This window comes from Bradyrhizobium cytisi (assembly GCF_008123515.1).
In the GTDB taxonomy this organism is placed as follows: domain Bacteria; phylum Pseudomonadota; class Alphaproteobacteria; order Rhizobiales; family Xanthobacteraceae; genus Bradyrhizobium; species Bradyrhizobium cytisi.
In genome coordinates this window covers 1-19,436 of record NZ_VSSR01000065.1, presented here as the reverse complement: position 1 = coordinate 19,436, position 19,436 = coordinate 1, and the positions used below count along the sequence as shown (strand labels likewise).

At 65.0% G+C, this 19,436-nt stretch carries 20 protein-coding genes; 13 read left to right on the top strand and 7 right to left on the bottom strand.

Translation table 11 applies throughout. The features are described 5' to 3' along the window. The first annotated feature begins 156 nt into the window (after positions 1-156). Both FXB38_RS32840 and FXB38_RS32835 read left to right on the top strand, forming a co-directional pair. Positions 157-411, top strand: a complete 255-nt coding sequence (locus FXB38_RS32840) for a type II toxin-antitoxin system VapB family antitoxin (protein WP_148755119.1) — start codon at positions 157-159, stop codon at positions 409-411. Then, positions 411-815 carry a type II toxin-antitoxin system VapC family toxin gene (locus FXB38_RS32835; RefSeq protein WP_148755118.1) on the top strand — a complete coding sequence of 135 codons (405 nt, stop codon included), beginning with the start codon at positions 411-413 and terminating at the stop codon, positions 813-815. Before FXB38_RS32840 ends, FXB38_RS32835 begins: the two co-directional genes overlap by 1 nt. Positions 816-833: 18 nt before the next feature. Here the strand turns inward: FXB38_RS32835 and thpR are convergent, their stop codons facing one another. Together thpR and FXB38_RS32825 are read right to left on the bottom strand one after the other, a co-directional pair. Beyond that, positions 834-1,370 carry an RNA 2',3'-cyclic phosphodiesterase gene (gene thpR, locus FXB38_RS32830; RefSeq protein WP_148755117.1) on the bottom strand — a complete coding sequence of 179 codons (537 nt, stop codon included), beginning with the start codon at positions 1,368-1,370 and terminating at the stop codon, positions 834-836. Between the two features lie 175 nt (positions 1,371-1,545). Continuing rightward, positions 1,546-2,181 carry an arylesterase gene (locus FXB38_RS32825; RefSeq protein ID WP_187435309.1) on the bottom strand — a complete coding sequence of 212 codons (636 nt, stop codon included), beginning with the start codon at positions 2,179-2,181 and terminating at the stop codon, positions 1,546-1,548. Positions 2,182-2,236: 55 nt separating this feature from the next. Between FXB38_RS32825 and FXB38_RS32820 the strand changes: the two genes are divergently transcribed. From FXB38_RS32820 to FXB38_RS32805, 4 genes are all read left to right on the top strand, one after another. After that, positions 2,237-2,959, top strand: a complete 723-nt coding sequence (locus FXB38_RS32820; RefSeq protein ID WP_148755116.1) for an ABC transporter ATP-binding protein — start codon at positions 2,237-2,239, stop codon at positions 2,957-2,959. Further along, entirely contained in the window at positions 2,956-5,526 is a 2,571-nt protein-coding gene (locus tag FXB38_RS32815) for an ABC transporter permease (RefSeq protein WP_148755115.1), read from the top strand. The genes FXB38_RS32820 and FXB38_RS32815 overlap by 4 nt, the downstream gene beginning before the upstream one ends. Before the next feature lie 273 nt (positions 5,527-5,799). Beyond that, entirely contained in the window at positions 5,800-6,591 is a 792-nt protein-coding gene (locus FXB38_RS32810; RefSeq protein WP_148755114.1) for a Bax inhibitor-1/YccA family protein, read from the top strand. Positions 6,592-6,822: 231 nt separating this feature from the next. Continuing rightward, positions 6,823-7,353 carry a GNAT family N-acetyltransferase gene (locus FXB38_RS32805; protein ID WP_148755113.1) on the top strand — a complete coding sequence of 177 codons (531 nt, stop codon included), beginning with the start codon at positions 6,823-6,825 and terminating at the stop codon, positions 7,351-7,353. 110 nt (positions 7,354-7,463) lie between these two features. Here the strand turns inward: FXB38_RS32805 and FXB38_RS32800 are convergent, their stop codons facing one another. From FXB38_RS32800 to acnA, 3 genes are all read right to left on the bottom strand, one after another. Further along, the gene (locus FXB38_RS32800) at positions 7,464-7,835 is read right to left on the bottom strand and encodes a DUF2794 domain-containing protein (protein ID WP_148755112.1); all 372 of its coding nucleotides are present in this window, start codon (positions 7,833-7,835) and stop codon (positions 7,464-7,466) included. Positions 7,836-8,354: 519 nt separating this feature from the next. Continuing rightward, the gene (locus FXB38_RS32795; protein ID WP_148755111.1) at positions 8,355-9,134 is read right to left on the bottom strand and encodes a DUF1223 domain-containing protein; all 780 of its coding nucleotides are present in this window, start codon (positions 9,132-9,134) and stop codon (positions 8,355-8,357) included. A gap of 264 nt (positions 9,135-9,398) precedes the next feature. After that, positions 9,399-12,119: an aconitate hydratase AcnA gene (gene acnA, locus FXB38_RS32790; protein ID WP_148755110.1), complete on the bottom strand. Its 2,721-nt coding sequence runs from the start codon at positions 12,117-12,119 to the stop codon at positions 9,399-9,401. Between the two features lie 243 nt (positions 12,120-12,362). Between acnA and ccmA the strand changes: the two genes are divergently transcribed. The 5 genes from ccmA to FXB38_RS32765 all read left to right on the top strand — a co-directional run bounded on the left by ccmA (position 12,363) and on the right by FXB38_RS32765 (position 15,512). After that, complete coding sequence (ccmA, locus tag FXB38_RS32785) at positions 12,363-12,965, top strand: heme ABC exporter ATP-binding protein CcmA (protein WP_148755109.1); 603 nt, start codon at positions 12,363-12,365, stop codon at positions 12,963-12,965. Positions 12,966-13,263: 298 nt separating this feature from the next. Continuing rightward, on the top strand, positions 13,264-13,932 hold the full coding sequence (gene ccmB / locus FXB38_RS32780) for a heme exporter protein CcmB (RefSeq protein ID WP_148755108.1): 669 nt from the start codon (positions 13,264-13,266) through the stop codon (positions 13,930-13,932). Between the two features lie 76 nt (positions 13,933-14,008). Continuing rightward, positions 14,009-14,740: a heme ABC transporter permease gene (locus tag FXB38_RS32775; RefSeq protein WP_148755107.1), complete on the top strand. Its 732-nt coding sequence runs from the start codon at positions 14,009-14,011 to the stop codon at positions 14,738-14,740. Then, positions 14,737-14,922 (top strand): heme exporter protein CcmD, encoded by a 186-nt coding sequence (ccmD, locus tag FXB38_RS32770; protein ID WP_148755106.1) that lies wholly within the window; start codon positions 14,737-14,739, stop codon positions 14,920-14,922. Before FXB38_RS32775 ends, ccmD begins: the two co-directional genes overlap by 4 nt. Then, positions 14,919-15,512, top strand: a complete 594-nt coding sequence (locus FXB38_RS32765; RefSeq protein WP_148755105.1) for a DsbE family thiol:disulfide interchange protein — start codon at positions 14,919-14,921, stop codon at positions 15,510-15,512. Before ccmD ends, FXB38_RS32765 begins: the two co-directional genes overlap by 4 nt. A gap of 136 nt (positions 15,513-15,648) precedes the next feature. Here FXB38_RS32765 and FXB38_RS32760 read toward each other — a convergent pair whose 3' ends face one another. Both FXB38_RS32760 and ftsY read right to left on the bottom strand, forming a co-directional pair. Continuing rightward, on the bottom strand, positions 15,649-16,251 hold the full coding sequence (locus FXB38_RS32760) for a septation protein A (RefSeq protein ID WP_148755104.1): 603 nt from the start codon (positions 16,249-16,251) through the stop codon (positions 15,649-15,651). Between the two features lie 127 nt (positions 16,252-16,378). Next, a complete protein-coding gene (gene ftsY, locus FXB38_RS32750) occupies positions 16,379-17,326 on the bottom strand; it encodes a signal recognition particle-docking protein FtsY (protein WP_148755103.1) in 948 nt (315 codons plus the stop codon). A 47-nt stretch (positions 17,327-17,373) separates the two neighbouring features. On the opposite strand from ftsY, the gene FXB38_RS32745 reads away from it, so the two are divergent. Together FXB38_RS32745 and FXB38_RS32740 are read left to right on the top strand one after the other, a co-directional pair. Beyond that, a complete protein-coding gene (locus FXB38_RS32745) occupies positions 17,374-18,075 on the top strand; it encodes an RluA family pseudouridine synthase (RefSeq protein WP_187435308.1) in 702 nt (233 codons plus the stop codon). 104 nt (positions 18,076-18,179) lie between these two features. Then, on the top strand, positions 18,180-19,289 hold the full coding sequence (locus FXB38_RS32740; protein WP_148755102.1) for a DUF2336 domain-containing protein: 1,110 nt from the start codon (positions 18,180-18,182) through the stop codon (positions 19,287-19,289). Positions 19,290-19,436 lie beyond the last annotated feature (147 nt).

Sequence of the window (19,436 nt, the reverse complement as noted above, 5' to 3'; positions counted from 1 at the left end):
GCGTATTGGCGCAACGGCTTATGCGTCCCGTCCTTCGCGGGCAGATGGCGCGGAGGAGAAGGACCTACCTGCAGGTCTGTTGGGTCCGCCGAACGGATCTATTGTTGCGCTCAACTGGGCTAGAATATACCTATTGAGGAACCAAGGAACCTCAGCATGGCACTTAGCATCAAGGACCCCGAAACGGAGCAATTGGCCCGGAGCCTGGCGCAATTGACCGGCGAGAACATCACGACAGCAACCAGGCGCGCCATTGAGGAGCGATTACGCCGGCTGGGCGGTCAAACTCACAAAGACGCGTTACTGCAGGACATGGCCGAGATCAGGCGACGCTGGAGCGAAATGCGAGTCGTGGATGACCGCACGCCCGAGGAAATTCTCGGATATGACGAGCATGGATTGCCGCGCTGATGGTGATTGATACGTCGGCGATCGTGGCAATCGCGCTCAACGAAGACGATGCAGCAGATATTGAGCGACTGATCGTGGATGATCCGATCCGCCTGATCTCCGCGGCAACCGTACTTGAAGCAACTATGGTGATCGAGACGCGACTGGGCGATGCGGGTGGCCGCGAGTTCGACCTTTGGCTCGTCAAGATCGGCGCCGAGATCGTGTCGGTCGATGCCGGACAAGCCGATGCAGCACGGCGCGCGTGGCGGCGCTACGGGAAGGGGCGTCACGCCGCGTCGCTCAACTACGGTGACTGCTTTTCGTACGCGCTGGCCATCACCCGCAGCGAACCATTGCTGTTCAAAGGCGAGGACTTTGCGAAGACCGACATCAACCGATCGGGCGTGGCGCCGCTGCGATAGCGCGCCGAGGTGAAGACCTTACTCGCACAGCTCGTAGGCGTCCTCGACCACATACGGGCCGCCGCCGGTCGACGCGCGCGACGAGAACAGCACGAACCGCTCGGCCGTGAACGCCTTGCTCGGGAAGTAGCCGCGCAGCGACAGATAGTCGGCGACGTCGCGGTCGGTGGCGTCATGCAGCCGGGCCAGCGTGACATGCGGAATGAATTTGCGCCCCTCCGGATCGAGGCCGATCCGCTGCATCAGGCGCTCGAGTTCGGCCTGCAATTCCATCAGCGGCTTGCTCGGCGCGATGGTGGCAACCACCGCGCGCGGCTTGCGGCCGCCGAAGCTTTGCAAGCCCTGCACTTTCACTTCGAAAGGCTTGCGGTCGACGCGAAACAGCATCGATGCGATCTCGTTGGCGGAGACGCCGTCGATGTCGCCGATGAAGCGCAGGGTGACGTGATAATTTTCGGGATCGATCCAGCGGGCGCCTGGAAGGCCACCTCGCAAATTGGAAAGCGTCTGGCAGACCTCGGCCGGGATTTCCAGACCAGTGAACAAACGCGGCATCGTTTCGCACTCCCGATGCTTGGGCATGATCCGAGGGTAAGGATCATATCCAAATTTTAGAGCCGGCGACGAATCATCTGTACTTCAATTCCTATCGCAGTTGTGTGACTCTGCGAAGAGTGCCCGAGGCTACACCGGGAAAACCCTGGTTGTCAGGGTTGGCGCTGCCTGCTTTTCAGCGGCGTTGCTCGCCGATCGTGCGCAGGAATGCCTCTACCGTGGGCAGCATGTTGTCGACGATGATGTCGACGCCTTCGGCAGTCGGGTGAATGCCGTCGGCCTGGTTGAGCTTGGCGTCGGCCGCGACACCGTCGAGGAAGAACGGATAGAGCGGCACGTCGAACTGTTTCGCCAGATCCGGATAAATCGAATTGAAGCGCGCGCCATAATCCGCGCCCAAATTCGGCGGCGCCTGCATCCCACACAGCAACACGGCGATCTTGCGCGCCTTGAGACGCCCGACGATGTCGGTCAGCGCCGCGCGCGTCAAGCCGGGGTCGATGCCGCGCAGCGCGTCATTGGCGCCGAGCTCGACGATGACGCCCTCGGTTCCGTCGGGCACCGACCAGTCGAGCCGGTCGCGGCCCCCCGACGAGGTGTCGCCGGACACGCCCGCGTTGGTCATGTCCACGGCTATACCTTTGGCTTGCAAGGCTTTTTGCAGCCTGGCCGGAAACGCGTCCTGGGCCGGAAGGCCGAGACCGGCACTCAAGGAATCGCCCAAAACAACAAGCTTGATCGGCTTGGTCGCTTCTGCCCAAGCCGGGTTCACGACCGTCATCAAAGCGAGCATCAACACGGCTATGTGCATGAAGAATCTGTAACGCCTCTCGACCGCGCGTGCGGAGTTGCCATATGACCGGACCATGGACAGTCGCATCGAATCCTCTTCGCTCGCCGGCACCGCGCCGGACACCATCGCCATCTCCAACGTCAATCTCTCATTGGGATCGGGGGCGGCACGCGTTCACATCCTCAAGGATATCAGCCTGCGCGTCGGCTCGGGGGAGACGATCGGCCTGATCGGCCCGTCAGGCTCGGGCAAATCCACGCTGCTGATGGTGATGGCGGGGCTGGAGCGTCCTGATAGCGGAGAGGTGGTGGTCAACGGCACGCCTTTCAATGCCCTCGACGAGGACGCGCTGGCCCGCTTCCGCGGCCGCCAGGTCGGCATCGTCTTCCAGTCCTTCCATCTGATCCCGACTATGACAGCGCTGGAGAACGTCGCCGTGCCGCTCGAGCTCGCCGGCAATCCCGATGCCAACAAGCGCGCAGCCGAGGAGCTGCAATCGGTCGGGCTCGGTGATCGCCTGCATCATTATCCAACGCAGCTCTCCGGCGGCGAGCAGCAACGCGTGGCGCTTGCGCGCGCGCTGGCACCCGATCCCGCCATCCTCGTCGCCGACGAGCCGACCGGCAATCTCGACGAGACCACGGGAAAGCAGATCATCGATCTGCTCTTCACCAAGCATGCCGAGCGCGGCATGACGCTGGTGCTGGTCACGCACGATTCCTCGCTCGCGCATCGCTGCGATCGCGTGATCCGCCTGCGCTCGGGCCGCATCGACACGCAGACGACCAAAGCATGAGCATTGCTGTCGAACCGTTTGCGAAGCCGAACGGCGTCGCACTGTCGCTGCGCTACGCGCTGCGCGAATTGCGCGGGGGCCTGCGCGGCTTCTACGTCTTCATCGCCTGCATCGCGCTCGGCGTGATGGCGATCGCCGGCGTCGGCTCGGTGTCGGCGAGCCTGAGCGACGGCCTCGCGCGCGAGGGGCGCACGCTGCTCGGCGGCGACGTCTCCTTTGTGCTGTTCCAGCGCGAAGCCAAGCCCGAGGAAGTTGCCTTCCTGCGCTCGCGCGGCACAGTCTCCGTGGCCTCCACCCTGCGCGGCATGGCGCGCTCGGCCGAGGGCAAGCTGGCGCTGGTCGAGATGAAGGCGGTCGACGACACCTACCCGATGCTCGGCCAACTCACGCTGGCGCCGCAACTGCCGCTGACCGATCTGCTCACGGAGCGCGACGGCGCGTTCGGCGCCGCCGCCGATCCGACGCTTCTTGCGCGTCTCTCCCTCAAGATCGGCGACCGCGTCACCATCGGCTCCGCGACCTTCCAGATCCGCAGCAGCGTCGAGGCCGAGCCCGATAAGCTCGCCGGCGGCATCGGTTTCGGCCCGCGCTTCCTGATCAGCGAGGCCGCCCTGCGCGCCACCGGCCTGATCCAGCCCGGCAGCCTGGTGCGCTGGGTCTACCGGGTGAAGCTGCCGGATAGCGCCAACAGCGACCGTGCCACCGATGCCTTCATTGCGGACGCGCGCAACGCGGCGCCGCAGGCCGGCTGGGAAGTCCGCAGCCGCTCCAACGCCTCGCCGCAGCTCGAGCGCAATATCGGCCGCTTCACGCAATTCCTGACCCTGGTCGGGCTCGCTGCGCTTTTGGTGGGCGGCGTCGGCGTCGCCAACGCGGTGAAGAGCCATATCGACCGCCGGCTCGAGGTGATCGCGGCCCTCAAGGCCGTTGGCGCCACGGGGCGCGACGTGTTCGGCATCTATCTCGCGCAGGTCGTCCTGCTCGCCGGGATCGGTTCGGTGATTGGCCTGGCGCTCGGCGCGGCGATGCCGTTTGCCATCGTCGGCCTGTTCGGCAAGCTGTTGCCGCTGCCGGTGGTGCCGGCCGTGCATGCCGGCGAGCTCGCGCTGTCCTTTGTCTACGGCCTTTTGACCGCGCTCGCCTTCGGCCTGTGGCCGCTTGGACGCGTGCACGACGTGCCGGTCGCCGCGCTGTTCCGCGACACCATCGCTGCCGAATGGCATCGGCCGCGGTGGAGCTACCTCGTTTTCATGGGCGTCGTCGTCGCGCTGCTGGTTGCGGTCGTGATCGGCCTGTCCTTCGACAAGCGCATCGCGGCGGTGTTCGTGGCCTCCTCCGTCGTCGTGTTCGCAGTGCTGCGCGGTGTCGCCGCCGTGCTGATGGCCATCGCGCGACGGCTGCCGCGCACGCGCTTCACCATGCTGCGGCTTGCGATCGCCAACATCCACCGGCCGGGCGCACTGACGCCCTCGGTCGTGCTCTCGCTCGGTCTCGGCCTCGCCGTGCTCGTCACCATCACCCAGATCGACGGCAATCTGCGCCGGCAGTTCCTGGCGGCGTTGCCTGATCGCGCGCCGGCGTTCTACTTCATCGACATTCCAAGCACCCAGGCCGCACCGTTCGACGATTATCTGCGGCAGATCGCCCCTGGCGCGAAGGTCGAGGACGTGCCGATGCTGCGCGGGCGCATCGTCGGTGCGCGCGGCGTCCGCGCCGAGGAGCTCAAGCCCACCACCGATTCCGAATGGGTGCTGCAGAGCGACCGTGGCCTGACCTACACCGGCGAGCTGCCAAAGGGCTCCAAGGTGGTCGAGGGCGAATGGTGGGGCGCCGACTATTCCGGCCCGCCACTGGTCTCGATGGAGAAGAAGATCGCCGACGGCCTCGGCCTCAAGCTCGGCGACGAGGTCGTGGTCAACGTGCTCGGCCGCGACATCCCGGCGAAAATCGGCAATCTCCGCACCATCGACTGGCAGGGGCTCGGCATCAATTTCGTGCTGGTGTTCTCGCCGAACGCCTTCAAGGGCGCGCCGCATACCCACATCGCGACGCTGACCGAAGCCGGCGGCGATGCGACCGGCGACGGCAAGATCATCAAGCAGGTGGCGGATGCCTATCCGATGGTGACGAGCGTGCGCGTGCGCGAGGTGATGGAGACGGTCGGCGCGGTCGTGACCAACCTCGCGCTCGCGATCCGCGGCGCCAGCGCCGTGACCCTGATCTCGGCGATCCTGGTGCTGGGCGGCGCGCTCGCCGCCGGTCACCGCCATCGAGTCTATGACGCGGTGATCCTGAAGACGCTGGGCGCCACGCGGCTGCGGCTGCTCGGCGCTTATGCGCTCGAATATCTCCTGATCGGGCTCGCCACCGCCGTATTCGGCGTGATCGCCGGCAGCATCGCGGCCTGGATGATCGTGACCCGGCTGATGACGCTGACCTTCGTCTGGCAGGCCGGCAGCGCGGCCGGCGTGGTGGCCGCCGCCCTGATCGTCACCGTCGGGCTCGGGCTCGCCGGCACGCTGCTGGCGTTGAACAAAAAGCCTGCCACGGTGTTGCGCAATTTGTGACAAAAGGTAGCGGGAGGCTGCGCCGGACCGGAATCGCGCGATTCCCCGCGCTTAACCACGTCTGCTCGTCAGGATTGCGCGCCAAGGGCGACATTCGGCCGCGCGTGGACGGTTGCACCGAATGTGTTAGTTTCCCACATATCGGATGGGTTCGGAGCCCCGATTGTTAGCCAAATTTAATGTCGGCAGACATCGGTATCCGAGATAGAGTTTGACGAACCGGCGGCATGGCGACCCTCATGCCGGACCGGGCCAACCAACGGGAATTCGACCATGTCGGACCTAGACCGCAATTACGCTTCTCCTTTCGGCAGGGCCGCCGGGCGTGTTGACGCCGCGACGGTCGATGCCGGTCTGCGCGCCTATATGCTGCGCATCTACAACTACATGAGCATTGGCCTCGCCATCACTGGCCTCGCCGCACTCGGCGTCTACATGGCTGCCGTGACCGACGTTCCGACCGCGGAAGCCGTCCGCGTCGGCAAGCTGTTCCTGACGCCGTTCGGCTACGCGATGTTCGTGAGCCCGCTGAAGTGGCTGTTCATGCTGGCGCCGCTCGCCATGGTGTTCGTGATCTCGGCTGGCATCAACCGTCTCGCCCCCTCGACCGCCCAGATCCTGTTCTGGGTGTTCTCGGCGCTGATGGGCATCTCGCTGTCCTCGATCTTCCTGGTGTACACGCACACCTCGATCGTGCGGGTGTTCTTCATCACCGCGGCGACCTTCGGCGCGCTGAGCCTCTACGGCTACACCACCAAGCGTGACATGAGCGGCATGGGCTCGTTCCTGTTCATGGGCCTGATCGGCATCATCATCGCGAGCCTGGTGAACCTGTTCCTGGCCAGCACGGCGCTGCAGTTCATCGTGTCGGTGGTTGGCGTGCTGGTATTCGCCGGCCTCACCGCCTGGGATACGCAGCGGCTGAAGAACGACTACATCTACGGCTACGCTTCGGCCGGCGGCGACATCGCCGAGCGCGCGGCGATCTCCGGTGCGCTGTCGCTGTACCTGAACTTCATCAACCTGTTCACGCTGCTGCTGCAGCTCCTCGGCCAGCGCGACTAAGCGCCAGACCTGAGAGAACGGATCCGAACCCCGGCCGCGAGGCCGGGGTTTTTGTTTGGGGCCGAGCTGTCCCCACAAACACCGTCATTGCGAGCGAAGCGAAGCAATCCAGACTCCCCCCGCGGATGCATTTCTGGATTGCTTCGTCGCAAGGGCTCCTCGCAATGACGGAGTGCGTGGAAACGCCGTTGCCTCTTCCAGCCGCCGCGCGAACGCTCTAATGTTCCGCCCATGTCCACACCCGATATCAGGCCCACGACCGAGGCCGACCTTCCCGCCATTAGCGCCATCTATCAGCAGGCCGTCCGCGAGGGCACCGCGACGTTCGAGATCGAGCCGCCTGACCTCGCCGAGATGATGCGCCGCTATCGCACGCTGGTCGACGGCGGCTATCCCTATTTCGTCGCCGTCCTCGACGGCCGCGTTGCCGGCTACGCCTATGCCGGCGCCTACCGGCCCCGCCCGGCCTACCGCTTCACGGTCGAGAACTCGATCTATCTCGATCCCGCCTTCCACCGCCGCGGCATCGGCGCGCTGCTGCTGGAGCGGCTGATCATCGAATGCGAGGCGCGCGGCTTCCGCCAGATGATCGCGGTCATCGGCGATTCCGCTAATGCCGGCTCGATCGGCGTGCATACCAGAGGCGGCTTCAAGATGATCGGCACGCACCCGAATGTCGGCCTGAAGTTCGGCCGCTGGCTGGATACCGTGATGATGCAGCGCGACCTCGGCGAGGGCGCGAGCACCGTGCCGGCGAAATAACCCGGTCTCGTAGGGTAGGCAAAGCGTAGCGTGCCCACCGCGGCGATTGAGGAGAGATGGTGGGCACGGCGCTTTGCGCCTTTGCCCACCCTACTGCAGCGTTGGTGTGGCTACACCACCGCCAGTTTCCGGTCGATCACCAGCAGCACGCGGTCGAGCTCGTGGCCGCGGCGCAGGATCAGGCCGGTCGCCGCGATCACGCTGTACATGCCCTGCTTGCGGGCCAGTCGCGGATCTTTCTCGATGCGGTAGATCGGCACTTCGGAGGCGCGGCGATAGACCGAGAACACCGCGCGGTCCTTCAGGAAGTCGATGGCATAGTCGCGCCACTCGCCGTCGGCGACCATGCGGCCGTAGAGATTGAGAATTCGGCTCAACTCGAGCCGGTTGAACGTCACCCGGCTCAGTTGGGCATTCGCAGCGGCGGGGCGCGCCACTGCGCGCTGCTCGCTCGGATCGGCATCCTCCGGCGTCAAGCTCATGCAGCGCCTCCTGTCGCATCAGCACGACCCGCCTCCGCGAAGACCGTCCCCGGAGCCGCGGATCATGACAATGGCATGATTGCGCCAACTGTTCCCCGCCGCAAGAGGCTCTTGAAGGGCTCTTTTGGAGCGCTCTTGAAGGACCGTGGCTTATCTCGCGGACCGGTTGCGAATCATGACACATGCAACGGTGGAACTCCTCAGCGGCAAACCGTCACGGGATCGTTAGCAGGAATCACAGGATCGCCGCTTTTCCGCCCACCGCCCGCCGCCCTGCACTGCGAAAAGACCTCTGTGCGTTGACCCGGTCCTTTCGGTTCCGGATTCCTCAGCCCCCAGCCCCCCGGGGTCGAACAGGATCGGGTCTGTACGCGCGACAAGGAGGGCCAACGCAAGTTGGTCCTTTTTTGTTTGTGTCGGGGTGTCGCTGGCCGCAATTGCGCACCGTAGTTCGCGCTTCGCGCGCCCCGGAATGACGACAGACAAATTGTCTTGAGACGATCTTGAGCGCGCGTCGCTTCAGTGCAGTGACGTGTACGCCGCGCCCAGCATCGCGCCCGGCTTCTCGCGGCTGCCGTCCTGGACATAGACCACCGCACCATCGACGCCATCGCGCGAGGTGAGGTTCTCAAGCGGCACCGTCCAGGTTTCCGGATGTCCGTTCCAGTCGCCGACCTTGAGCAGATTGCGCACCACGTTGTGGTAGGTGATCTGCTGTCCGCGATTCTCGCCGCGGCTGATCTCGATTGGCACCGATTTCGCAATCGAGCAGATCCAGACCTCGCCATGCGAGATCGCCGGCTCGTTGCCCGCGGCCACCGATACATTGATCTGCTTGCCTGCCAGCGACATCGTCACCGGCACGCTCATCACGCCAGTGCCCCTGTCGGTCTTGCCGATCGCGCTTTCGATGCCGGCCCGATCGCTGCCGATGACATGCACAGCGCCATTGACCACGACCTGCGGCGTGTAGACCTCGCGGTCACCGCGCATGCGTGAATAGGCGCGCTGCCGCGCCGAGAAACGCGAATCTGCCAGCGTGTCCTTCCAGCCGAGATAGTCCCAATAATCGATCGGCATGCTCAGCGCGATGATCGAGGGATCCTTGGCGAGGTCGCCGATGACCTTGTCGGCGGGCGGGCAGGAGGAGCAGCCCTGCGAGGTGAAGAGCTCGACCACGGCGCGGGGATCGGCCTGGGCGGGACGGATGACGGCGACGATTGCGCAGATGCCCAGTGCTCCCGACCAGAGTGCGCCGGACCATCGCGAAACCAAATGAGAAGCCATCATTCCAGTCATGTCGAACGTCACATCTCGTCTTCGTGGAGGGATATCCTATCGCCCGATGGTCACCGTAGTCTTACGGGCACGGCAGTCTTACGGGCACGGCGGTCTTACGGGCACGGCGGTCTTACGGGCACGGCGCATTCCGCCCGATGCGAAGTGTCCGCCGGGTGGGCCCATCTGAAGCATGCCGTAATGCACGAAGGCGGCCTTGTGATAGGCCGCCTTTGTTTAACCTTCTACTCACGTCGCAGTGAGCCACCGTTCACAAATTCGCGCTCAGGCCGCGAGCTTGCGCAGCACATAATGCAGAATGCCGCCGTTCCGGTAATAATCGAGCTCGTCCAGCGTATCGATGCGGCAAAGCAGCGAAACGCGCCGCAATGAACCGTCCCCGGACACAATCTCCGCGGTCAGCTTCTGGCGCGGCCTAAGGTCGCCGACGAGGCCACGCAGCGTGACCTTCTCGTCGCCCTTCAGGCCGAGCGACGACCAGGAGGTGCCGTCCTCGAAGGTCAGCGGCAGCACGCCCATGCCGACCAGGTTGGAGCGATGGATGCGCTCGAAGCTCTGGCAGATCACGGCGCGCACGCCGAGCAGACGCGTACCCTTCGCAGCCCAGTCGCGCGAGGAGCCGTTGCCGTATTCGGCGCCGGCGAACACCACCAGCGGCACCTGCTCCTGCTGGTACTTCATCGCGGCGTCGTAGATCGACATCTGCTCGCCGTCGGGCCAGTGCTTGGTGAGACCGCCCTCGGGGATGTTTCCATCCGCGCCCTTGAGCATGAAGTTCTTGATGCGGATGTTGGCGAAGGTGCCGCGCATCATCACCTCATGGTTGCCGCGACGCGTGCCGTACTGGTTGAAGTCGGCGGGCCGCACCTGGTGCTCGCTGAGATATTTGCCAGCGGGCGAGGTGAGCTTGATCGAACCGGCCGGCGAGATGTGGTCGGTGGTGATCTTGTCGCCGAACATGGCGAGGATGCGCGCCTCGACGATATCGGTGACCGGCTCCGGCTCCTTCTTCATGCCGTCGAAATAGGGCGGGTTCTGCACATAGGTCGAAGACATGTTCCAGCGATAGGTCTCGCTCTCGACCGTCTTGATCTTGCGCCAGTTGGCGTCGCCCTTGAACACGTCGGCATACTTCTTCTTGAAGATCGCCGCGGTCACGAACTTCTTCATGAAGGCGTTGATCTCCTTCGTCGTCGGCCAGATGTCCTTCAGATACACCGGCTTGCCGTCCTTGCCTTCGCCGAGCGGCTCGACGGCGAGGTTCTTGGTGACGCTGCCGGCGAGCGCATGCGCGACGACCAGCGGCGGCGAGGCCAGATAGTTCGCCTGCACGTCCGGCGAGACGCGGCCTTCGAAGTTGCGGTTACCCGAGAGCACAGCAGCGGCAACGATGCCGTTGTCGTTGATCGATTTTGAGATCTCCTCCGGCAGCGGGCCGGAATTGCCGATGCAGGTGGTGCAGCCGAAGCCGACGAGGTTGAAGCCGACCTTGTCGAGATCGGCCTGCAGACCGGAATCGGCGAGATAGCCCGCGACCACCTGGCTGCCCGGAGCGAGCGAGGTCTTCACCCACGGCTTGGCCTTGAGGCCCTTGGCCGCTGCGTTGCGCGCGAGCAGGCCGGCACCGATCAAGACGCTCGGGTTCGAGGTATTGGTGCAGGAGGTGATGGCGGCGATCACGACGTCGCCGTGGCCGATCTCGAAGTTCTTGCCTTCGACGGCGAAGCGCTTGTTGGGTTCGTCGGTCTTCTTGTATTCGGTACCGAGCGCGAGCGAAAAGCCTTCGGCGACCGAAGGCAGCGCGATGCGGCCTTCGGGACGCTTCGGACCGGCCATCGACGGCACGACGTCGGCGAGATCGAGCGTCAGCGTTTCCGTGAACACCGGATCGGCCGACTTGGCGGTGCGGAACAGCCCTTGCGCCTTCGCATAGGCCTGCACCAGCGCGACGCGCGGTGCGGCGCGGCCGGAGGTCTTGAGGTAGTCGATCGCGGCGGCGTCGACCGGGAAGAAGCCGCAGGTCGCGCCATATTCCGGCGCCATGTTGGCGATGGTCGCCTTGTCGGCGACGGAGAGATTGTCGAGGCCGGGGCCGAAGAACTCGACGAACTTGCCGACCACGCCGAGCTTGCGCAGCATCTGCGTGACGGTCAGCACGAGGTCGGTCGCGGTGACGCCTTCCTTCATCGCGCCCTTCAGCTTGAAGCCGACGACGTTGGGCAGCAGCATCGACAGCGGCTGGCCGAGCATGCAGGCTTCAGCCTCGATGCCGCCGACGCCCCAGCCGAGCACGGCGAGACCGTTGACCATGGTGGTGTGGGAGTCGGTGCCGACGAGCGAGTCGGGATAGGCGACCTCGAAGGTGCCGGTCTTCTTGCCGACCGTCATCTTCTCCTTCTTGGTCCACACCGTCTGGGAGAGATATTCGAGATTGACCTGGTGGCAGATGCCGGTGCCGGGCGGCACGACGGAGAAGTTCGAGAACGCCTTCTGGCCCCACTTCAGGAACTCGTAGCGCTCCTGGTTCTGCTTGTATTCCTCGATGACGTTCTTGCCGAAAGCCTTGTTGTCACCGAAGAAGTTCACGATCACGGAGTGGTCGATGACGAGATCGACGGGGACCAGCGGGTTGATCTTCTCGGCATCGCCGCCGAGGCTCTGCATCGCGTTGCGCATCGCGGCGAGGTCGACCACCGCCGGCACGCCGGTAAAATCCTGCATCAGCACGCGCGCGGGACGGAACGCGATCTCATGCTCCAGCGACTTCTTCCGCAGCCACTTCGAGACCGCGACGATGTCCTCCTTCTTGACCGAGCGCCCGTCCTCGTTGCGGAGGAGATTCTCGAGCAGGACCTTCATCGAATAGGGGAGTTTCGAAATTCCCTTCAGACCATTCTTCTCGGCCGTGGGCAGGCTGTAATAGACATAGGTCTTGGCGCCGACCTTGAGGGTCTTTTTGCATTTGAAGCTGTCGAGCGAGGTCATGTAGGAAATCCCAATTGTTAGTTATACCCGGCAAGGGGTATCGTAACACCGTCAGCGCAGCAGGTTAGGTCGCTTGCAGGGGCAGGTTGAGTTGCTGCATCAAGTAGTTCCGGGCTTATAGAAGCTTTCTAACCGCGCCGCCACAGCCACAATCGTACCGCAGCAATTCGCGAGCCAAAAATTCTGATGCGCTACCCCCAGTTTTCCTGAGGCCCGGCTTTGAGCGGGTTGCAACGAGGCGAGATGCGGCTCTCTGGACAGGGGCTAACCTGCGTGCGGGGCGGTCGCGAGGTATTTTCCGGGCTCGACTTCGAGGCGGCCTCCGGCGACGTCGTGGCGGTGGTGGGCCGCAACGGATCGGGCAAGACCTCGCTGCTGCGGCTGATTGCCGGCCTGCTCATTCCGGCTGGCGGCAGGATCGTACTCGACGGGGGCGACGCCGAAATGACGCTGCCCGAGCAATGCCACTATCTCGGCCATCGCGATGCCCTCAAGCCGGCGCTGAGCGTGGCGGAAAACCTGTCATTCTGGGCTGATTTTCTGGGGGGCGAGCGCTGCGGCGCCGCTGAAAGCCTCGCCACCGTCGGCCTCGACCACGCCACCGATCTGCCCGCGGCCTTCCTGTCGGCCGGCCAGCGCCGCCGGCTCTCGCTGGCCCGGCTGCTGACAGTCCGCCGCCCGGTCTGGCTGCTGGACGAGCCGACCAATGCGCTGGATGTCGCCGGCCAGGACTTGTTCGGCGGCCTGATGCGCGACCATCTGGCGCGCGGCGGCCTGATCATCGCGGCGACGCATACCGCGCTGGGTATCGCGGCGCGGGAGCTGCGGATCGGGGGGATGGCATGATTCCGACAGACCCTCAGCTTTCCAAGTGGCCGGACTCGGCTCTCTCCGTTCCCTCCCCCCCTGTGGGGAAGGGTAATCGCCTATGGGTTTCACTGAGCTTGTCCGCGGGCTTGCTTCGCCTCTCCCGCTTGCGGGAGAGGCCGACGCGCTCGCAGAGCGCGGCGGGTGAGGGCTCTCGCCGCGCAGAGACGTTCTCCGCAATCCTCAATAGTCCCGACGCAGAGACACCCTCTCCCCGACCCTCCCCCGCAAGCGGGGGAGGGAGCGCAGCGCCCTTGGGGCTTGATGGGAGCGCCCCATGACCGCCCTCGCCGCCCTGATCCGCCGGGACATCCGGATCGCGCTCCGCGTCGGCGGCGGGGCGCTGATTGGCGTGCTGTTCTTCCTCACCGTGGTGGTGCTGATGCCGTTTGCGGTGGGGCCGGACCTGGCGCTGTTGTCGCGGCTGGGGCCTGCCATCCTCTGGCTCGGCGCCCTGCTGGCCAGCCTGCTGACGCTGGACCGGCTGTTCATGGCTGACCATGAGGACGGCTCGCTCGATTTGATCACGATGAGCCGGACGCCGCTGGAACTGGCCTGCGCGGCCAAGGCGCTGGCGCATTGGCTGGCCGCGGGCCTGCCGCTGATTGTCGCAACCCCCGTGCTGGGCCTGTTGCTCAACCTCGACATGGCCGCGACCGGTGCCGTGGCGCTGACGCTGCTCGCCGGCACCCCGGCGCTGACATTTACCGGCATGATCGGTGCGGCACTGGCGGTGACGCTGCATCGTGGTGGCCTCTTGATGGCCGTCCTGGTGCTGCCGCTATCGATTCCCGTGCTGATCTTCGGCGTTGCGGCCTCGCAGGCCGCGATCACCGGGCCATTGTCATTCGGCGCGCCGTTCTCGATCCTCTGCGCGCTGTCGCTGGTCAGCCTCATCGTAGGCCCATTCGCGGCGGCGGCGAGCCTGAAGCATGGACTGGACTGACCTTGACCCCGATCAACTTTCGCTGCGCACTTTGATGCTGATTGCGTGAGCCCGGACCTGCGATTATCAGGATAGGATGACGCTGATCGATCTCGCCAACCCCACACGGTTCCTCGCGCTGAGTGCGCGGGTGGTGCCGTGGCTTGCGGCCGCGACCGTCATCCTGCTCACGATCGGCCTTTATCAATCCGCCACCGCGCCCGACGACTATCAGCAGGGCGCGACCGTGAAGATCATGTTCATCCACGTGCCCAATGCGTGGCTCTCAATGTTCGTCTGGGGCGTGATGAGCGTCGCCTCGCTCGGCACGCTGGTGTGGCGGCATCCGCTCGCCGACGTCGCCGCCAAGGCCGCGGCACCGATCGGCGCCAGCTTCACCTTCCTCGCGTTGCTCACGGGCTCGCTATGGGGCCGGCCGATGTGGGGCACTTATTGGGAATGGGATGCGCGGCTGACCTCGGTGCTGATCCTGTTCCTGATGTATCTCGGCCTGATGGCGCTATGGCGCGCGGTTGAGGATCCCTCGCGCGCGGCACGCGCAGCGGCCGTGCTGACGCTGGTCGGTGCGATCAATCTGCCGATCATCAAATTCTCGGTCGACTGGTGGAACACGTTGCATCAACCGGCCTCGGTGATGCGCATGGGCGGCTCGACGCTCGACAAGTCGTTCCTGATTCCGCTCCTGGTGATGGCGGTCGCATTCACGCTGCTGTTCGTCACACTGCATCTGGCGGCGATGCGCAACGAGATCTTGCGCCGCCGCGTCCGCTCGCTGCAGATGATGCAGGCGAGCCAGAAAGCCGCATGACGATGTCGCTTGGTCCCTATGCGTCATTCATTGTGACCTCCTATGCTGCCGCCGCCATCGTCGTCGCGATCCTGATCGGCTGGGTCGTGCTCGATTATCGCAACCAGGCCCGACGTCTGCGCGAGCTCGATCGCAGCGGCGTCACGCGCCGCTCGGGCCGCAGCGCGGTGGATACACCATGAGCGAGCAATCGACCCCCGCGACGCCGCCGCGACGCACCTTCCTGATGGTGCTTCCGCTGCTCGCCTTCGTCGCCCTTGCCGTGCTGTTCTGGTTCCGGCTCGGCAGCGGCGATCCTTCGCGAATTCCCTCCGCGCTGATCGGCCGGCCCGCACCGCAGACCACGCTGCCGCCACTTGAGGGATTGCAAGCCGACAGCGTGCAGGTGCCCGGGCTCGACCCCGCTGCGTTCAAGGGCAAGGTCAGCCTCGTCAATGTCTGGGCCTCCTGGTGCGTGCCCTGTCACGACGAGGCGCCGCTGCTGACGGAGCTTGCCAGGGACAAGCGCTTCCAGCTCGTCGGCATCAACTACAAGGATGCACCCGACAACGCGCGGCGCTTCCTCGGCCGTTACGGCAACCCGTTCGGCCGTGTCGGCACTGACGCCAATGGTCGCGCCTCGATCGAATGGGGCGTCTATGGCGTGCCTGAGACCTTTGTCGTCGGCCGCGAAGGCACCATCGTCTACAAGCTGGTCGGCCCGATCACGCAGGAGAATTTGCGGACGGTGCTGCTGCCGGAGATGGAGAAGGCGTTGAAGGCGGGATCTTAGTACGATCTCGTGCCCCGGACACAGCGCTGCGCTTGTTCAGCGATGCGCTGCAGAGCCGGGGCCCATGCCGCCGCGACCGCGCTTCTAGAGAGAGCCTGGGTCCCGGCTCGCGCTTCGCGCGTCCGGGACACGAGCATTACCCCTTCCGCACATCTCCCGCCTCGGCCTCGCTGGTCTCCAGCGACACCGGCTCGACGCCGTAGCGCTTGGTCAGCGGCATCTGGGCGATGGCGAAGATCATGGTGATGGGCGTGACGCCAAACACCTTGAAGTTCACCCAGAAATCCGTGCTCTGGGTGCGCCAGACGATCTCGTTCAGCACCGCCATGCCGGCGAAGAACAGCGCCCAGCGCAGCGTCAGGATGCGCCAGCCCTGCGGGGTCAGGTTGAACATCTGGTCGAACATCACGGCGATGAAGGAGCGGCCGAACAGCAGGCCGCCGCCGAGGATCGCGGCGAACAGGCCGTAGATGATGGTCGGCTTGACCTTGATGAAGGTCTCGTCGTGCAGGACCAGGGTCAGCGTGCCGAACACCAGCACGATCACGCCGGTCACGATTGCCATGATCGGGATATGGCGCGTCACCACATAGGAGGCGATCATCGCCACCACGATCGCGACCATGAAGGCGCCGGTCGCGGCGAACAAATTGAACTTCGCATTCACGAAGAAGAACACGAGCAGCGGACCGAGCTCGGTCGCAAGCTTGAACAGCGGATGCGGCTGGGTCTTGTCCATTACCTGACCTTTGTTGTTGTCATGCCCCGCGAAGGCGGGGCATCCAGTACGCCGCGCCGCTGGTTGTAGACCACAGGCGGCTCGGAATACTGGATCCCCCGCTTTCGCGGGGGATGACGAAGGAAACCTACGATTCGATTCCGGCGATCGCACGAGCAAAATCGCGCGCGGTGAACGGCGCGAGATCGTCGACGCCTTCGCCGACGCCGATGAAATGCACCGGCAGCTTGAATTTCTCCGCGAGAGCCACCAAAATGCCGCCGCGCGCGGTGCCGTCGAGCTTGGTCATCACGAGGCCCGTCACCCCTGCGGTGCGATGAAAGGCCTCGACCTGCGACAGCGCGTTCTGGCCGACGGTGGCATCGAGCACGAGCAGCACCGCATGCGGCGCCGAAGCGTCGACCTTGCGGATGACGCGCACGACCTTCTCGAGCTCGTTCATCAGCTCGGCCTTGTTCTGCAAGCGGCCGGCGGTGTCGACCAGGAGCACATCGATGGCCTGCTCCTTCGCCGCCGTCAGCGCATTGAAGGCGAGACTTGCCGAATCCGAGCCCTGCGCACCCGCGATGACCGGCGTCCTGGTGCGCTCGCCCCAGACCTTGAGCTGCTCGATCGCTGCTGCGCGAAACGTGTCGCCGGCGGCCAGCATCACCTTGCGGCCTTCGGAGCCGAATTTTTGCGAGAGCTTGCCGATGGTGGTGGTCTTGCCGGAGCCGTTGACGCCGACCACGAGGATCACGAACGGCTTCCTGCCCGCATCGATCTCGAGCGGCTTGGCCACCGGCGCCAGCACCTTCTCGACCTCGGTTGCGACCACGTCCTTGACCTCGTCGGCCGAGATCGCCTTGTCGTAGCGCCCGGTGCCGACCGCATCCGCGATCCGCACCGCGACCGAGGTGCCGAGGTCGGCGCGCAGCAGCACATCCTCGATGTCGTCGAGCATGGCGCGGTCGAGCTTGCGCTTGGTGACGAGATCGGCGACCGCGGTTCCGAGCGAGGACGAGGTGCGCTTCAGCCCGTTGGACAGGCGGCGCCACCAGCTCAGCTTGGAGGTCTCGGGGGTGGTATCGTTCATGGTGGCGGTGTGTTAGCCGTTCCCGCTGTTAAACGAAAGTCTTGCAATTGCTCGATGTTCCCGAATTGACCGCTGACGAGATTTTGGCGCGCGTGCTCCATCGCGACGGGCTGATGCTGGTCATCGACAAGCCGTCCGGTCTGCCGGTGCATCGCGGCCCCAAGGGCGGCGCCAATCTGGAAGCCTCCTTCAACGCGCTCTGTTTCGGCCTGCCGCGGCCGCCGGTGCTGGCCCATCGGCTGGACAAGGACACTTCCGGCTGCCTCGTGCTCGGCCGCCATCGCAAGGCGACCGCTTCGCTCGGCCTGCTGTTCAAGCATGGCAAGATCGGCAAGACCTACTGGACCGTGGTCGAGGGCGGCCCTGCCGAGGACGAAGGCACCATCGACATGCCGCTCGGCCGGCTCAATGCGGAGCGCGGCTGGTGGCAGAAGCCTGACCCGGAGGGGCAGAAGGCCGTCACGAACTGGAAGGTGATGGGCCGCGGCGAGGGCTTCACCTGGCTCGCCATGGAACCGGTGACGGGGCGGACCCATCAATTGCGGGTGCATTCGGCTTCGACCGGCTGGCCGATCTTCGGCGATAACATATACGGCCGCGGCCCGCGCTTCGGCGAGCCGAAGCTGCACCTGCATTCTCGCGAGATCGTGGTGCCGATCTCCCGAAACAAGGAGCCGGTCCGCGTCGTCGCACCGGCCCCGCCCCACATGCATGAGAAGCTCCGCGCCTGCGGCTGGAACGGGGAATAACCCCTTCCCCGAGCCATGGTTTACGAAACGTTCAGTGCTCGTCTCTAATGATAGCGGTTGCTTAGAACAAGCTTCCGTCATCCGCTCAGGACGAGCAACGCGTCATGTCCAATGCCGAACTATCGATCATCGACGAGGTTGAAGCCGCCATTCTTCTCGGTTCGGCGGAAAAGGGCCTCGAAACGGCCCGGCGCGTCACCGACCTGTTCCTGTCCTCCGCCGGAAGTTTTGACGACGAGCAGATCGCGCTGTTCGACGACGTGCTCGAGCGCCTGATCGGCACCATCGAGCTGCGCGCCATCGCCGACATGGGCGCGCGCGTTGCGCTCGCCGAAATCAGCGCCCAGCTTGCGCCGATCGCGCAGGCCCCGCCCTCCGTCATCCGCCGCCTCGCCAACAATGACGAGATCCGCATCGCCGGCCCCGTGCTGCAGGAATCCGCGCGCCTCGACGACGGCGAGCTGGTGAAGATCGCATCATCCAAGGGCGAGCCGCATCTGCTCGCGGTCGCCGGCCGCTGGTGGCTGAAGGAGATCGTCACCGACGCGCTGCTGGCGCGCCGCTATCCGAGCGTCAGCCGCCGACTCGCCGCCAATCCCGGCGCGCGCGTTTCGGGCAACGGATTCACCGTTATTGTCGGCCAGGCCGAGTCCGATCCGGAGCTCGCCGTCAGCGTCGGCGTCCGCGTCGACCTGCCGTCGGAGCTGCGCCGCCAATTGCTGCGCTCGGCGACGGACACGGTTCGCACACGATTGCTGTCGCGCGCGCCGCCCGATCTGTTCGATGAAATCCAGAGCGCGATCGCCGCCGTCACCGTCGGCGTCGCGCGCGAGATGTCGGGGGTCCGCGATTTCGAGGGCGCCAAGCGCGCGATCGCGAATCTCAAGGCATCCGGTCAGCTCAATGAGGCGACGCTGCTCGGCTTCGCCAGGCAGCGGCGCTACGAAGAGGCCGTGGCCGCGTTGGCGGCATTGTCAGGGTCAACGGTCGAGGTGATTCGTCCGCTGATGCAGAGCCTGCGCGAAGACGGCCTGCTGGTGCCGTGCAAAGCGGCGCAGCTGAGTTGGGAAACCACCGCCGCCGTGCTCGAAAGCCGCTTTGCGACAGGTGCAATGAAGCCGGCGGATGTTGCGAGGGCGCAGAGCAATTTTGCACGGATGTCGCCGGAGAATGCACGACGCACGCTGCGCTTCTGGCAGGTCCGGGCGTCGTAATTTTCCCTCTCCCCTTGTGGGAGAGGGTGGCTCGCCGCGCAGCGGCGAGACGGGTGAGCGGTCTCTCTCCGCGTGTGAGTCTCTCGCAACAGAGCTCGCTGAAGCAACCCCTCATCCGGCGCTTCGCTGTCCAGCGGATGGATTGGT